The organism is Flavobacterium sp. DSP2-3-1 (genome assembly GCF_049896865.1).
Classification (GTDB): domain Bacteria; phylum Bacteroidota; class Bacteroidia; order Flavobacteriales; family Flavobacteriaceae; genus Flavobacterium.
Genome location: NZ_JAFCVD010000005.1, coordinates 206,250 through 221,398, shown reverse-complemented (window position 1 = coordinate 221,398; position 15,149 = coordinate 206,250). Strand labels below are relative to the sequence as shown.

Below are 15,149 nucleotides of genomic sequence, written 5' to 3'. Positions count from 1 at the left end.
TAATCCCAAATTAATTAATAGGATAGTATTATATTCATGTCTATTTATATTTGGAATCTTAAATAAAAGCGTAACAATAAATTTCTTAATTCAAGAAGAAAAGTTTTGGTTGATTATTTTTCAAAAAATCATCATTTGTAGCCTTAAAATAATTGTTGTTAAATTTTTGTAAATACATAAGGTGAAGTAGATTTACATCTGTCTCGCTTTTTTGTGTATTACACATTTGGTCTAAAACAATAAAAATCAAAGAAATTACAATTAAAACAGCTTTTTTATTTACGAATCTGTTTTTTTTTGTAACTATTTATAATTTAAATTATTTTAAGAATTGCGAGAGATTTAATACTTTTATAAAAAATTATAACATGAGCTACTACAAAATTGAAAATCTAGAACAATATTTTAAACATTACAATAAATCAGTTCGTGAACCTAGAAAATTTTGGGGTAAAATAGCAGAAGAAAATTTCACTTGGTACCAACAATGGGATAAAGTGGTTGAATTTAATATGGCTGATGCCGACATCAAATGGTTTACTGAAGCAAAAGTCAATATAGTAAAAAATTGTATTGACAGACATCTTGCTAAAAGAGGAGAAAAAACAGCAATTATTTTTGAACCAAATGATCCTTCAGAAGCGGCATTGCATATTACGTATAATGAATTGCACCAACGCGTTTGTAAAATGGCAAACGTATTGCGTGAACAAGGCATAAAAAAAGGAGATCGTGTGTGTATTTATTTGCCAATGATTCCTGAATTAGCCGTTTCAGTATTGGCTTGTGCCAGAATTGGAGCCATACATTCTGTTGTTTTTGCAGGATTTTCAGCATCGGCAGTCGCCAGTCGCATCAATGACAGCGAATGTAAAATGGTTATCACCTCAGATGGTGGGTATCGTGGCAATAAAACTATTAACTTAAAATTAATAATTGATGAAGCGTTAGAAAAATGCTCTTGTATAGAAAAAGTTTTAGTAGCCAAACGAATTCATACCGAAATTTATATGAAAGATGGTCGTGATCAATGGCTACAACCTCTTTTGGATCAAGCATCAGACAATAATGTTGCCGAAATTATGGATGCCGAAGATCCATTGTTTATTTTGTACACTTCTGGTTCAACTGGAAAACCTAAAGGAATGGTGCATACTACGGCTGGCTACATGGTTTACACAGCGTATACTTTTAAGAATGTATTCAATTATGAAGAGAATGATGTTTTTTGGTGTACTGCCGATATTGGTTGGATCACGGGACATTCTTACATCCTTTATGGCCCATTATTGAACGGAGCGACAACTGTAATTTTTGAAGGAGTACCTTCATATCCTGATTTTAGCCGTTTTTGGGAAGTAATCGAAAAACATAAAGTTACTCAATTTTACACAGCACCAACTGCTATTCGTGCTTTGGCAAAAGAAAATATAGCATTTGTACAAAAATATCCATTAAAGTCGCTTAAAGTAATTGGATCTGTTGGTGAACCAATCAATGAAGAAGCTTGGCATTGGTATAACGATCACGTGGGAGATAAAAGATGTCCTGTTGTAGATACGTGGTGGCAAACAGAAACTGGAGGAATTATGATTTCGCCAATTGCTTTTGTAACACCCACAAAACCGACATACGCTTCATTACCGTTACCGGGAATCCAACCTGTTTTGATGGACGAAAAGCGCAATGAAATTGAAGGAAATCAGGTTACCGGAAGTTTGTGTATCAAATTTCCTTGGCCGGGAATTGCCAGAACCATTTGGGGTGATCACCAGCGCTATAAAGACACTTATTTCTCTGCTTTTCCGGGTAAATATTTTACCGGAGACGGCGCTTTACGCGATGAGGTAGGGTATTACAGAATAACGGGCAGAGTAGATGATGTCGTAATTGTTTCGGGTCATAATCTTGGGACGGCACCGATAGAAGACGCGATTAATGAGCATCCAGCCGTTGCGGAATCAGCAATTGTAGGTTTCCCGCATGACATCAAAGGAAATGCTTTGTATGGTTTTGTAATTTTAAAAGAAAGCGGAGAATATCGTGATAGACAAAATCTTAGTAAAGAGATTAATCAGCACATATCGGATCATATTGGACCAATAGCCAAGTTAGATAAAATTCAGTTTGTTTCTGGTTTGCCAAAAACCCGTTCGGGAAAAATTATGAGACGAATCCTTCGAAAAATTGCCGAAGGAGATTATTCTAATTTTGGGGATATTTCAACTTTATTAAATCCAGAGATTGTCGAGGAAATAAAAGAAGGGAAAGTGTAAATAAATTAAATGCCGTTTTGTTACAAAGCGGCTTTTTTTTTGAAAAAAAAACTAATGATTATTTAGAGTCTCATAATTATATAAGTTTATTTGTAAAAGTATAGCGAAAATTCTCAAACAAATCCATAAATTTACTTCTATATGAAAGCTAAAGAAGTTTTAATTATTGGTGGTGGTTTAGCTGGATTGACTTCGGCAATTCATTTAATTAAATTAGGCCTACATGTTACGCTTATAGAAAAAAATAGTTATCCCAAACATAAAGTTTGTGGCGAATATATATCCAATGAGGTTTTGCATTATTTAAATTGGCTGGATTTAAAACTAGACGATTTAAATCCTACAAAGATTACCAAACTTGAATTTTCAACAGCAAGCGGAAAAACAATTAAAAGTGTTCTTCCACTGGGAGGTTTTGGTATAAGTCGTTTTACATTGGACGAATATTTGTACAAGAAAGCTCTTAAAAACGGTTGCATAATTCTTCAAGATAATGTTGAAAATATAGTCTTCGAAAACGATCAATTTATAGTTACGACTACTAATAATAATATTTTAAAATCAGAAATTGTTATTGGCGCTTTTGGAAAACGTTCAAACGTAGACCTAAAAATGAATCGGGATTTTATTAATAAAAAATCATATTGGTTAGCGGTTAAAGCACATTATTCGGGAGGTTTCCCAAATGATTTAGTTGGTTTACATAATTTTAAAGGCGGATATTGCGGTGTTTCTAAAGTAGAAAAAGACAGAATTAATATCTGTTATCTAGCAGATTACGAAACTTTTAAACAGTTTAAAAATATTGAGGAATATCAAAATAATGTCGTTTCAAAAAACCCGCATTTAAAAGTAATTTTTGAAAAAAGTAATTTACTTTTTGAAAAACCGTTGACCATAAGCCAAATCTCTTTTGAGAAAAAACAAGTCGTTGAAAATCATATTTTGATGATTGGCGATACTGCAGGACTGATACATCCTTTGTGTGGTAACGGAATGGCAATAGCAATTCATGGTGCCAAAATTGTTTCAGAATTAATTCATAAATATTATACAAATGAAATAAAATCCCGAAATGAACTGGAAGAAAAATACATTCACGAATGGAATTTAAACTTTAGAGAAAGACTTAAAATGGGGCGATTTTTATCCAATATTTTGCAAAAGCAAAAACTTTCAGTCGTATTGATGCGTTTATTAATTATATTTCCGTTTTTATTGCCTAAAATCATTAAAAAGACGCATGGAAAACCAATCATTTTAGACTCATAAATGGCGCTAAATACCAAATATAGAACAGACAAACCGGAAATCATGGATGATTTTGCCATGGAAGGTGAAATTTTGCGTGATGCTTTGGATAAAATAGCCAAAATTAATCAACTTTTAGGTGGAAATCAATTAACTTTAAAAGGAGTACAGGAACTGATTCAGGATTTTTCCAAAACAAGAGAAATTGTAATTTTGGATGTGGGTTGTGGCAATGGGGATATGTTGCGAACTTTAGCTGATTTTGGGCTGAAAAATAATTTGAAATTCAAGTTAATAGGTATAGATGCCAACAATTTCACAATCTCTCACGCATTAAAATTATCAGAAAAATATCCGAATGTCAGTTATCATTGTGAAGATATTTTTGATAAATCATTTAATGATTTAAAGTATGATATTGTTTTATGCACTTTGACGTTACATCATTTCAAAGACGATGAAATCATACAGTTATTGAATGTTTTTCATACTAATGCATCCATCGGAATTGTAATCAACGATTTGCATCGAAGTGAGGTTGCCTATCGTTTATTTCAAGCTTTATGTTTCGTGTTTCAATTGAATGATATGTCCAGAGAAGACGGCTTGACTTCAATTTTAAGAGGTTTTAAAAAAGAAGAATTAGTTAATTTCTCTAAAAAATTAAATTTTAAAAACTATAAAATTCATTGGAAGTGGGCTTTTAGATACCAATGGATAATTTCAAAAATATGAGTGTAAAAATCAAAACCGTTACTAAACAGTTACCAAAATATTCCAGAAATACAGATGAAATTATTCCTTTTTTGGATACATGGCTCGTTGGGCAAGACGAACGTTTCATTAGAAAAGTAAAAAAAATTTTTGAAGGAGCAGCAGTCGATAAACGCTATTCCATTATGGATCCGATTGAAGTATTTACAAAAACGTCATTCGAAGAAAGAAACGATATTTATATTCGTGAAGTTATCGATTTAGGTGAAAAAGTTTTAGAAAAAGCGTTAAAAAAAGCCAATTGGAACCCTGAAGATTTAGATTATATTATTACGGTAAGCTGCACCGGAATCATGATTCCGTCACTGGATGCTTATCTGATAAACAGATTAAAATTACGTCAGGATATTGTGCGTCTTCCTGTCACTGAAATGGGTTGTGCCGCCGGTATTTCAGGAATTATTTATGCGAAAAACTTTTTGCAGGCCAATCCGGGGAAACGCGCTGCTGTAATTGCAGTTGAAAGCCCAACAGCTACATTTCAATTAGATGATTTTTCAATGGCAAATATTGTAAGCGCGGCAATTTTTGGTGATGGAGCAGCTTGCGTTTTACTTTCTTCACATGAAAATGATGAAGGTCCGGAAATTTTGGCGGAAGAGATGTATCATTTCTATGATAATATTCACATGATGGGTTTTAAACTTACAAATTCTGGATTACAAATGGTATTGGATATTGAAGTTCCAGAAACGATTGCTTCTCATTTCCCCGATATTATTCATCCTTTTTTAGAAAAAAACAATTTAAAAATGGAGGACATTAATCATTTGATTTTTCACCCTGGTGGAAAAAAGATTGTTCAAACGGTTGAAAGTTTGTTTTCTAGTTTGGGTAAAAATATAGACGACACGAAAGAAGTTTTGCGTTTGTACGGAAATATGTCAAGTGCAACAGTTTTATATGTTTTGGAACGAATAATGGACAATCAGCCTAAAAAGGGAGAGAAAGGCTTAATGTTAAGTTTTGGCCCAGGTTTTTCAGCACAACGAGTTTTATTGCAGTTTTAAATTAGTTTAACACAAATGTCAAAGATTTACACAAATTAAGTAATTTCATCTTATTTTTTTATTAGTATGTGAAATCTGTATATAAAAATATGACTAACCAAGAAATAATATCAAAATTACCGTATTCAAAACCGTTTTTGTTTGTGGACGAAATTCTTCAAATCAATGAAAATGGAGTAGAAGGAACCTATACTTTTGACGAAAATCTTGACTTTTATAAAGGACATTTTAAAGATAATCCCGTGACTCCAGGTATCATTTTAACGGAAGTTATGGCGCAAATTGGTTTGGTTTGTCTGGGGATTTTTTTATTAGATAATTCATTGAATAAAAATGCTTCAATTGCCTTAACATTAACAGAAATTGAATTTTTAAAACCTGTTTTTCCAAATGAAAAAGTTACCGTAATTTCAGAAAAAGTTTACTTTAGATTTGGAAAACTGAAATGTAAAGTCATCATGAAAAATGAAAAAGGAGATGTAGTTTGTACAGGTATAATCGCAGGCATGATAATCTCTAAATAAATGAAAAAAAGAGTAGTTATAACTGGTCTTGGTGTTGTTGCTCCAAATGGAGTAGGACTTGAAGCGTTTACTCATGCCATTAAAAATGGAATTTCTGGAATCAAGCATGACGCTGAGCTGGAACGATTGCAATTTTCTTGTCAAATAGCAGGGAAACCAGTAATTTCTACCGAATTAGCATTAAAATATTTCTCTGAACTGGAATTAAGAAACTTTAATTCAACGGGGATTTTGTACGGTGTAATTGCAGGAATTGATGCGTGGAAAGATGCCGGTTTATCAATGGAAATCAACAAAGAACCGGATTGGGATAGCGGTACTATTTTTGGCACAGGAACATCAGGAATTGATAAATTTCGCGAAAGTATTTATAAAATAGATGATTTTCAAACGAGAAAATTAGGTAGTACCGCTGTAGCTCAAACTATGAATAGTGGCGTAAGTGCTTATCTGGGCGGAAAATTAGGATTAGGAAACCAGGTCTCCACTAATTCCTCAGCGTGTACAACTGGAACCGAAAGTATTTTGATGGCGTATGAAAGGATTAAATCAGGTCAGGCAAAACGCATTTTAGCAGGAAGCACCAGCGATTCCGGACCTTATATTTGGGGTGGCTTTGATGCTATGAAAGTCTGTACTTTTAAGCATAATGAAAATCCCGAAAAAGGATCAAGGCCAATGTCTTCAAGTGCTTCAGGATTTGTTCCCGGAAGTGGAGCAGGAGCTTTAGTTCTCGAAGATTTAGAAAGTGCATCGGAGCGAGGTGCTACAATTTATGCCGAAGTTTTGGGTGGAAATATAAATTCTGGCGGGCAACGTGGTTTAGGAACGATGACTGCTCCAAATCCTATTGCAGTGCAGAAATGCATTCAAGATGCTTTAAAAAATTCAGGAATCAACGCCAATGATGTAGACGCAATCAACGGACATTTGACAGCAACTTCAAAAGACAGTCTTGAAATTCAAAATTGGAGTGAGGCTTTGGGTCGAAAAGGAAAAGAATTTCCATACATAAACTCCTTGAAATCGATGGTAGGTCATTGTTTATCTGGTGCAGGAAGTATTGAAAGTGTGGCTTCGGTATTACAATTGCATCATGGATTTATTTTCCCAAATATCAATTGTGCCGATTTGCATCCTGAAATTTCAGCAATAATTGATGAATTATGTATACCACAACAACTGATTGAACAGGATTTAAATATAATCGCAAAAGCCAGTTTTGGTTTTGGAGATGTGAATGGCTGCGTAATTTTTAAGAAATACATTTAGTCTCGTATTGGAAGATAATTTTAAATTCAGTACATCAATAAAAAGAAAAAAAATATGAATAAAGAACAAACAATTGAAGAGTTAAAAAACATAGTTAAGCCGTATATTCAAAATAAGGAAGCTTTTGACTCCCTTACGGAAAACACTGATTTCATCAATGATTTAAAGATTAATTCTGCTAGTTTAGTAGATATAATTTTAGATATTGAGGAGAAATATGATATAATAATTGACAATGAAGCAATGGAACGTATGGTAAATGTAAAAGCAGCAATGGAGATTATTGAAACTAAATTAGCAGAGAAAAATTAGTGAATTACTACTAAAGAATGATTGGAAATGACATCGTAGATTTGGCTTTAGCCAGAAAAGAAAGCAATTGGAAACGAAACCGCTTTTTGGATAAAATTTTTACTGTAAAAGAGCAATTATTGATTTCTGCCAGTGAAAATCCAGAAATAATGGTCTGGAATTTATGGTCTCGAAAAGAAGCAGCTTATAAAATATATAATCGGGAAACAGGAATTCGTGGCTTTTTTCCTTTACGTTTAGAATGTTTTTACGAAAATGTAACTTTTGGAACCGTTTCCATAAAAGAAAAAATTTATTTTACCTTAAGCAAAATTGAAAGCGATTTTATTTACACGATTGCTGTTGCAAAGGAAGAGCATTTCAAAAAAATTAAAAGTATTGATTCTGCTGCGGAAATTTTTAAAAGAAATGGAATTCCATTTATAATAGATTCCAATACAAAAATAGAAAAACCCATTTCCATAAGTCATCACGGACGATTTTGGGAAGGAATTATTCTTAATGATTAGAATAAATATTACTTTATTCCCAGTCTTGATTTTAATTTTAAAAATAATAATGCCGTTTTGTAAGCATCTTCTGAAGATGAATTTCGGTCACTTTTAGGAATGTTATAGGCGGTACAAAGTTCATCCAAAGAAAATTGCTTATCATTAACATCGTGAAGTTTACGATGCATAACATCAACATCCAACGCCTCATTTTTTAAACGTCCACAACCTAATCGTTCCAAGGCTGCATTAATCATTTCCACATCAAAGTCAATGTGATGACCAACTAAAACGGAGTTCCCTATAAACTCTATAAATAATTTTATGGCATCAGGTTCTCCTAGTTTTTTCATTTTGCTTTCTACTAAAAATTCATGAGAAAGTCCATTTTCATGGAAAAATTTATATTGTAACAAAACCGTTTCAAAACCATCTCCAATAACAATACTATTGTCAATAATAGCGAAAGAGCCAATTGATAAAATCACATCCTTATCTGGATTTAAACCGGATGTTTCAGTCGATAAAATCACAAAACGAGACGATTTTTTATCAAATTTAGAAATATAGGTTTTCCAAAATTCCGGATATTCTTTATTAATATTTTTTAACCAGTCCAACATAATTATGAAAATTGAGTAAGTTGAAATTTATTTTTTATTAATTCTTCCAATTCTCTCATGGGAGCTAGAGCATTTTTTAATTTTTCCTTGTCAATTTTTGATAATTCATTCAAATTTATAAATTGACCTGAATTGTCATTTTTTAAACCTTCTAAGGCTCGGAATTTAGATAAAATTAAAAAGGCTTCAGCACAACTAAGATAAATTTCCGCATGTTTTGGATCGGTAATCGACAGTTGTTTGAATCGTTGAAAAGTGTTATTGATTCCTCGAATATCAAAACTTAAGGTGAATAGACGAGCACCATCAATCAAAGGCATCAACGCACGTGTTTTTATGTCAAATTTATCTTTATTAACTCCTTCTTCTTCAACAATAAAATTTTTGAAAAATGTCAATGAAGAATTCTTTCTCAAAGCATCATTTCCTAAAAAGTCAAAGAACAAAGTATTGTTTTTGGCATTTTTAAAAACAACATTTCCTATGGCATCTTCGATTCTTTGTTCTCCGAATGTGATTTCGTAATCAAAGAAAATACTGCTTAAATCATTGCTGTTCTCACCGGGAGTATTCATCCAGCTGTCATATTGTTTCGTCCAATCAGTCAATGACTTACACCAAAGCATATTGCTTCCCATGTGTCCGTTTGGACATAACTCATAACCAATTTTTTCGAGTGTAGAAGTTATTCTTTTTCCTAGTTTAAGGAAATAATCTTTTACCTCACGATATTTATCTGCAGATACATCTTCAAAAATTAAAATACTATCCTGATCCGTTAATAATAATTGCTCTTTTCTTCCTTGACTTCCAATACTTAGCCAAGCAAAACGCGCAGGAGGAGAACCTAAATCTAAAATCGACAACTCTACAGAACGTTTAATAATTGCTAAATTTATTTCACTGGCAATATTGAAAACATGAGAAAGCGGTATGTTTTTAGAAATTGATGTTTGAACCAAATCTGTTAAACGTTCTCGTATTTGTTTTAATTCTTTTGGATTTTGCGAACGCTTAACCTCTTTGATTAAAACACCGGGATTGTTAGCTTGAGCAACGATCAAATCATGTTCAGAAATGATACCTCTTAAGTCCGATTTATCGGTTCCATCTTCTGTTACACATAAATGAGTTACATTATGTTTTAGCATTAGTAATTGAGCTTCGGCCAGGGAGACGTTCTCCACGACAGTAATGACAGGAGAAGACATTATTTTATCGACAGTAACAGTGACGGGATATCTGCCAGTGGCAATTTTAGAACGCATATCACTATCGGTTACAATTCCGATAGGCAGATTATTTTCACAAATGACAATATTATTTTTTAATGTTTCTGTCATTAATTGAGCAGCTTCTTGTACAATTGCTGTAATCGTCGTTTTTAATGGTGAAATATTATAGGACAAAGATTGAAAATATTGCATTTCTGAATGCTGATCCGAATAAAAAACATTATCGGAAATCAACTTTCCAATTAAATTTTCTTTGTCTTTTGGATTCCGCGTGTTTACGGCAAAACTTTCCAATAAGAAATTTAAAACTTCCGAATTATCAGCTACGAAAGGACGAAATTTGGCTATGGGAATGGCATAAACAATACTTTCTTCTCTGGCTTTGGCCGTCATCATGTAGTTGTTTTTGGCAAAAAACGGACGTAAACCAAAGATGTCTCCTTCAGTACATTTATTCAAAAGTGTTTCTTCAGCATCTGCGATAATGGATAAATTGATAACCCCTGAGGCTACAACGTAGAAACTGTCATGTAAGACATCATTGATTTGGAATAATGTTTTATGTTTTTCTAAATTTACAACGCGAATGCTCATGGCTATTTCAGATAACTCTCCAAAAGTCAAGTGATTAAATGGCGGATATTCCTTTAAAAAATCAGCGATATGTTCAGCAATTGTATTCATGGTTGGTCAAATAAATAATGTATTGTTTGTAAAAATAATAAAATAATAAATTATAATACTGTCATTGTAATGCTAAAACAATTTAATTATTAAGTTCATAATTTTTTCTTAAAATTAAGAGTAAATATACTAAGTTGATCGAACTTATTTTAATTTTATGAAATAAACTAAATCTTTTTAAATTATGAGATTACTTAATAAAATACATCTTTTACTTGTTGCATTTTTGATTACAAATACAATAAATGCTCAAGAGAAACCAACGAGTACAAAGGAAGTGGCTTCAGGAAAAATAAATGGAGCGACTATCACTATCAATTACGGCAGTCCATCTGTTAGAGCCAGAGAAATTTGGGGTAAATTAGTTCCATTCAATCAAGTTTGGCGTGCCGGTGCAAATGATGCAACAACTTTTGAAACCGACAAAGAATTAACTGTTGAAGGATCAAAATTACCAGCAGGAAAATATTCTTTTTTTATAATTCCAAATGATAAGCAATGCACTATTATCTTTAATAAAGAATCGAAACAATGGGGAGCTTATAAATACAAAGAAAAAGAAGATCAACTTCGATTAACAGTTAAACAAAAAGTCGCGAAGTCAAAAGCTGAAAAATTAATTTATTCAATAAATAATAATTCTATTTCTTTAAGTTGGGATAATTGGATAATTCCAATTTCTGTAAAATAAAATTCATTTTTATTTATATCATTAAACAGCATCACCAGTCGGTGATGCTGTTTTTGTTTTATTCAAATTCCTATTTTGGGATGCTTACTTTTTGCCTATTATTTTTTTGAAGAGGTTTACAGTTGCCAAAACAAGTCCTCCTATTACAAGTCCCACTATAAATTCGGTTACAATGGAAGGTAATTGGGGTAATACGCCATGTAAAAAATCGATATTATGTACAAATATACCACCAGCCACTAATAATAAAGCGATAGTTCCTATTACGGACAAACTTTTGATGACTTTTGGCAAGGCTTGTACCAGAATATTTCCTAAAGTTTTTGAGAAACTTTTTTCTTTAGAACTCAGTTGCATCAGTTTTAAACCTACCTCATCCATGCGGACTATTAGCGCAACAATGCCGTAAACTCCAACGGTGGCTATGATCGCGATGATGGTAACAACTATTATTTGTGATGAAATAGGTTTTCCAATTACGGTGCCTAGCGCAATGATTACGATTTCTACAGACAAAATAAAATCAGTTACTATGGCTGATTTTATTTTATCTTTTTCAAAAGCTAAAATCTGTTCTTCAGTCAACGGTTCCAATGAAATTTCATGTTTGGAATGCTCATGAGGAAAGAAGTATTCAAATATTTTTTCGGCGCCTTCGTAGGCTAAATATAGTCCGCCAAGCACTAAGATGATAACGACGGCTATGGGCAAAAAGGCACTTAGCAAAAAAGCGATAGGTAAAATAATTACTTTGTTTATAAAGGAACCTTTTGCAATGGCCCACAATACGGGAAGTTCTCTTGATGATATAAATCCAGAAGCTTTCTCGGCATTTACGGCTAAATCATCACCTAAAATGCCAGCTGTTTTCTTGGCTGCAAGTTTACTCATTACTGCAACATCATCCATGATTGCTGCGATATCATCTAATAGTGCGAAAAAACCTGATGCCATTTTGATTGTTTTTAGAAACTGAGTTGATTTTGGAATTGCTGTCCCAAAATTTAATCTGCGCGTTTTGTTTATTTAATAATGCGAATTTAATACTTTTTTGATTTACTCAAATTATAAAATGGGCTTGAGAGACATAAATTTCTGGTATAGCCCTGATGGAAGTAAGTATCCTTTTTTTAAACGCTTCTTATCCTTATTGAGTTTTGAATTCTGGAAGGGTTGCGTTTAAAAAAAGATACTGCGGACAGCGGGACAACTCGTATTGAAAAGCAATAAGTGTTCTGCTCCTAAAAAACTATACGGCATAAAAAAACAGCAGCCTTTCGACTGATGTTTTTCATTTTTTGAAATTATTCCGATTAAGAAACTAATTCGGGTTGATTTCTAAAAACTAATTGTCCATTAAAAGCATCCAGCAAAATAATGCTATCGGTTGTGATTTTTCCGGCTAGAATTTCTTTGGATAATTGGTTCAAAACGTCTCTTTGAATCACGCGTTTCACTGGTCTGGCTCCAAATTGAGGATCATATCCTTTTTCGGACAAATAGGCGATAGCCTCTGGAGTAGCATCCATAGTGATGCCTTGCAGCGCTAACATTTTAGTCACGCTTTTTAGTTGTAAACCTACGATTTTGGTAATATTTTCATTAGTCAATGGCGTAAACATTACAATTTCATCTATCCGATTAATGAATTCCGGGCGAACGGTTTGTTTTAATAGTCCGAGAACTTCCACTTTTGCAGCCTCGGTCGCAGCTTCGACGCCTCCTTTTAAATTTTCAAATTTTTCTTGAATTATTTGGCTTCCCATATTAGAAGTCATGATGATAATCGTATTTTTAAAATCGGCTAGACGTCCTTTGTTATCTGTCAAACGTCCTTCATCAAGGACTTGTAACAAAATGTTGAAAGTATCTGGATGCGCTTTTTCAATTTCATCCAATAATATCACAGAATACGGTTTTCTACGAACTGCTTCGGTCAATTGTCCGCCTTCTTCATAACCTACATATCCTGGAGGCGCACCAACTAAACGGCTTACACTGTGGCGCTCCTGATATTCGCTCATGTCAATTCTAGTCATCGCATTTTCATCGTCAAACAAGTATTCTGCTAAAGCTTTTGCCAATTCTGTCTTACCAACTCCTGTAGTTCCGAGAAATAGAAAAGTTCCAACTGGTTTTTTCATGTCCTGCAATCCGGCGCGGCTTCTGCGCACGGCATCACTCACGGCTTCTATCGCTTCTTCCTGACCAACTACCCTGTGATGCAATTCATCTTCCAGTTTCAATAATTTTTCTCTTTCTCCCTGAAGCATTTTCATCACTGGAATTCCGGTCCATTTTGCTACGACTTCGGCAATGTCTTCGCGGGTAACTTCTTCTTTTATCAATGATGTTCCTCCAGTTTGGTCCTCGGCTAATTGTTTCTGAAATACATCCAATCGTTCCTGGGCTTCTTTTATTTTTCCATAACGAATTTCGGCTACTTTTCCATAATCTCCATCACGTTCGGCACGTTCCGCTTCGTATTTGAAATCTTCAATTTCCGTTTTTACCGATTGAATGTTATCCACCACATCTTTCTCTGATTTCCATTTGGCGTAAATCTCGTTTCTTTCTTCTTTTAGATTCGCCAAGTCCATTCCTAAAACTTTGAGTTTACTTTCATCTTTTTCTCTTTTAATTGCCTCAATTTCTATTTCCAACTGCATTACTTTTCGATCCAATACATCTAGTTCTTCAGGTTTTGAATTGATTTCCATGCGTATTTTTGAAGCTGCCTCGTCCATTAAATCAATGGCTTTGTCGGGAAGAAAACGATTGGTAATATAGCGTTGAGACAATTCGACTGCAGCAATAATGGCTTCATCTTTTATCTGAACCTTATGGTGTGTTTCATATTTTTCTTTAATACCTCGTAAAATAGAAATTGCACTTTCAGTATCCGGTTCTTCGACCATTATTTTTTGGAAACGTCTTTCGAGTGCTTTGTCCTTTTCAAAATATTTTTGATATTCGTCTAAAGTTGTAGCTCCAATGGCGCGAAGTTCTCCACGAGCCAACGCCGGTTTCAAGATATTTGCCGCATCCATGGCTCCTTCGCCACCACCGGCACCAACGAGTGTGTGAATTTCGTCAATAAATAAAACAATATCTCCTTCAGCAGAAGTCACTTCTTTCACTACGGATTTTAAACGCTCTTCAAATTCACCTTTGTATTTCGCGCCTGCTATCAAGGCTCCCATATCAAGGGAATATACAATTTTATCTTTTAAATTGTCTGGAACATCACCATCTACAATTCGGTGTGCTAATCCCTCGGCGATGGCAGTTTTCCCCACTCCGGGTTCTCCCACGAGCATTGGATTGTTTTTGGTTCTGCGCGTTAATATTTGTAATACCCTACGAATTTCCTCATCACGACCGATAACTGGATCGAGTTTACCTGCGCGTGCCAATTCATTAAGATTTTTAGCGTATTTATTTAAAGAATTGTAGGTTTCCTCAGCCGATGCCGAAGTCACTCGTTCACCTCTTCGCAATTCATCGATAGCGGCTTTTAGTCCTTTTTCAGTTACGCCCTGGTCTTTTAGGATTTGTGCAACTTTACTTTTGGAACCAAATATGGCTAAAATTAAGTGCTCTACAGAAACGAATTCATCATTCATTTTTTTGGCAATAATTTCGGCTTCGTTTAGTGTTGAGTTTGCGGTTCTGGAAAGCATAATTTCGCCACCTGAAACGGTTGGGAAACTTCGTATCGTGCTGTCTATTATTTGTTCCAATAAACTCACATTTACATTGAGTTTTTTAAGCAGAAAAGGCGCCACATTTTCATCGACTTCAAAAATAGCCTTAAAAATATGTTCGTTTTCTATTTGTTGTTGTCCATTAGTTTGCGCTAATTGTTGCGAAAGCTGAATGGCTTCCTGAGATTTGATTGTGAATTTATTTATGTTCATGATGAGAGAGTGTTTTGTGGTAATTTGACTAACTTTGTAAATCTTTATTCAATTTATATTCCAATACAATAGTACCGACAAATTGA

At 33.8% G+C, this 15,149-nt stretch carries 13 protein-coding genes; 9 read left to right on the top strand and 4 right to left on the bottom strand.

What is annotated here, in order from left to right; all coding sequences use genetic code 11:
- The first annotated feature begins 368 nt into the window (after positions 1-368).
- From acs to ACP7AT_RS07890, 8 genes are all read left to right on the top strand, one after another.
- Positions 369-2,276: an acetate--CoA ligase gene (acs, locus tag ACP7AT_RS07925; RefSeq protein ID WP_426063804.1), complete on the top strand. Its 1,908-nt coding sequence runs from the start codon at positions 369-371 to the stop codon at positions 2,274-2,276.
- Positions 2,277-2,417: 141 nt separating this feature from the next.
- The gene (locus tag ACP7AT_RS07920) at positions 2,418-3,548 is read left to right on the top strand and encodes an NAD(P)/FAD-dependent oxidoreductase (protein WP_426063803.1); all 1,131 of its coding nucleotides are present in this window, start codon (positions 2,418-2,420) and stop codon (positions 3,546-3,548) included.
- Positions 3,549-4,262: a methyltransferase domain-containing protein gene (locus tag ACP7AT_RS07915; protein WP_426063802.1), complete on the top strand. Its 714-nt coding sequence runs from the start codon at positions 3,549-3,551 to the stop codon at positions 4,260-4,262.
- Positions 4,259-5,311 carry a type III polyketide synthase gene (locus tag ACP7AT_RS07910; protein ID WP_426063801.1) on the top strand — a complete coding sequence of 351 codons (1,053 nt, stop codon included), beginning with the start codon at positions 4,259-4,261 and terminating at the stop codon, positions 5,309-5,311. The genes ACP7AT_RS07915 and ACP7AT_RS07910 overlap by 4 nt, the downstream gene beginning before the upstream one ends.
- An 89-nt stretch (positions 5,312-5,400) precedes the next feature.
- Complete coding sequence (locus tag ACP7AT_RS07905; protein ID WP_426063800.1) at positions 5,401-5,835, top strand: 3-hydroxyacyl-ACP dehydratase FabZ family protein; 435 nt, start codon at positions 5,401-5,403, stop codon at positions 5,833-5,835.
- Positions 5,836-7,107: a beta-ketoacyl-[acyl-carrier-protein] synthase family protein gene (locus tag ACP7AT_RS07900; RefSeq protein ID WP_426063799.1), complete on the top strand. Its 1,272-nt coding sequence runs from the start codon at positions 5,836-5,838 to the stop codon at positions 7,105-7,107. It begins immediately after the preceding gene.
- A gap of 54 nt (positions 7,108-7,161) precedes the next feature.
- Positions 7,162-7,419: an acyl carrier protein gene (locus ACP7AT_RS07895; RefSeq protein WP_426063798.1), complete on the top strand. Its 258-nt coding sequence runs from the start codon at positions 7,162-7,164 to the stop codon at positions 7,417-7,419.
- Between the two features lie 17 nt (positions 7,420-7,436).
- On the top strand, positions 7,437-7,928 hold the full coding sequence (locus ACP7AT_RS07890; protein WP_426063797.1) for a 4'-phosphopantetheinyl transferase family protein: 492 nt from the start codon (positions 7,437-7,439) through the stop codon (positions 7,926-7,928).
- A gap of 8 nt (positions 7,929-7,936) precedes the next feature.
- Here the strand turns inward: ACP7AT_RS07890 and ACP7AT_RS07885 are convergent, their stop codons facing one another.
- Entirely contained in the window at positions 7,937-8,533 is a 597-nt protein-coding gene (locus ACP7AT_RS07885) for an exonuclease domain-containing protein (RefSeq protein WP_426063796.1), read from the bottom strand.
- A gap of 2 nt (positions 8,534-8,535) precedes the next feature.
- Positions 8,536-10,452, bottom strand: a complete 1,917-nt coding sequence (locus ACP7AT_RS07880) for a DUF294 nucleotidyltransferase-like domain-containing protein (RefSeq protein WP_426063795.1) — start codon at positions 10,450-10,452, stop codon at positions 8,536-8,538.
- Positions 10,453-10,636: 184 nt separating this feature from the next.
- Between ACP7AT_RS07880 and ACP7AT_RS07875 the strand changes: the two genes are divergently transcribed.
- Positions 10,637-11,143, top strand: coding sequence for a DUF2911 domain-containing protein (locus tag ACP7AT_RS07875; RefSeq protein WP_426063794.1), 507 nt, complete (start codon positions 10,637-10,639; stop codon positions 11,141-11,143).
- An 84-nt stretch (positions 11,144-11,227) separates the two neighbouring features.
- Here the strand turns inward: ACP7AT_RS07875 and ACP7AT_RS07870 are convergent, their stop codons facing one another.
- Together ACP7AT_RS07870 and clpB are read right to left on the bottom strand one after the other, a co-directional pair.
- Positions 11,228-12,097 (bottom strand): DUF808 domain-containing protein, encoded by an 870-nt coding sequence (locus tag ACP7AT_RS07870; RefSeq protein WP_426063793.1) that lies wholly within the window; start codon positions 12,095-12,097, stop codon positions 11,228-11,230.
- Between the two features lie 359 nt (positions 12,098-12,456).
- Positions 12,457-15,063: an ATP-dependent chaperone ClpB gene (gene clpB / locus ACP7AT_RS07865; protein WP_426063792.1), complete on the bottom strand. Its 2,607-nt coding sequence runs from the start codon at positions 15,061-15,063 to the stop codon at positions 12,457-12,459.
- Positions 15,064-15,149: the final 86 nt, after the last annotated feature.

Excerpts from the sequence above, each read along its gene's own strand:
- ACP7AT_RS07895 (WP_426063798.1), top strand. The coding sequence starts at position 7,162 with ATGAATAAAGAACAAACAATTGAAGAGTTAAAAAACATAGTTAAGCCG.
- ACP7AT_RS07920 (WP_426063803.1), top strand. The coding sequence starts at position 2,418 with ATGAAAGCTAAAGAAGTTTTAATTATTGGTGGTGGTTTAGCTGGATTG.
- ACP7AT_RS07870 (WP_426063793.1), bottom strand. The coding sequence starts at position 12,097 with ATGGCATCAGGTTTTTTCGCACTATTAGATGATATCGCAGCAATCATG.
- ACP7AT_RS07915 (WP_426063802.1), top strand. The coding sequence starts at position 3,549 with ATGGCGCTAAATACCAAATATAGAACAGACAAACCGGAAATCATGGAT.
- ACP7AT_RS07890 (WP_426063797.1), top strand. The coding sequence starts at position 7,437 with ATGATTGGAAATGACATCGTAGATTTGGCTTTAGCCAGAAAAGAAAGC.
- clpB (WP_426063792.1), bottom strand. The coding sequence starts at position 15,063 with ATGAACATAAATAAATTCACAATCAAATCTCAGGAAGCCATTCAGCTT.
- ACP7AT_RS07900 (WP_426063799.1), top strand. The coding sequence starts at position 5,836 with ATGAAAAAAAGAGTAGTTATAACTGGTCTTGGTGTTGTTGCTCCAAAT.
- ACP7AT_RS07875 (WP_426063794.1), top strand. The coding sequence starts at position 10,637 with ATGAGATTACTTAATAAAATACATCTTTTACTTGTTGCATTTTTGATT.
- ACP7AT_RS07905 (WP_426063800.1), top strand. The coding sequence starts at position 5,401 with ATGACTAACCAAGAAATAATATCAAAATTACCGTATTCAAAACCGTTT.
- ACP7AT_RS07880 (WP_426063795.1), bottom strand. The coding sequence starts at position 10,452 with ATGAATACAATTGCTGAACATATCGCTGATTTTTTAAAGGAATATCCG.
- ACP7AT_RS07910 (WP_426063801.1), top strand. The coding sequence starts at position 4,259 with ATGAGTGTAAAAATCAAAACCGTTACTAAACAGTTACCAAAATATTCC.
- acs (WP_426063804.1), top strand. The coding sequence starts at position 369 with ATGAGCTACTACAAAATTGAAAATCTAGAACAATATTTTAAACATTAC.
- ACP7AT_RS07885 (WP_426063796.1), bottom strand. The coding sequence starts at position 8,533 with ATGTTGGACTGGTTAAAAAATATTAATAAAGAATATCCGGAATTTTGG.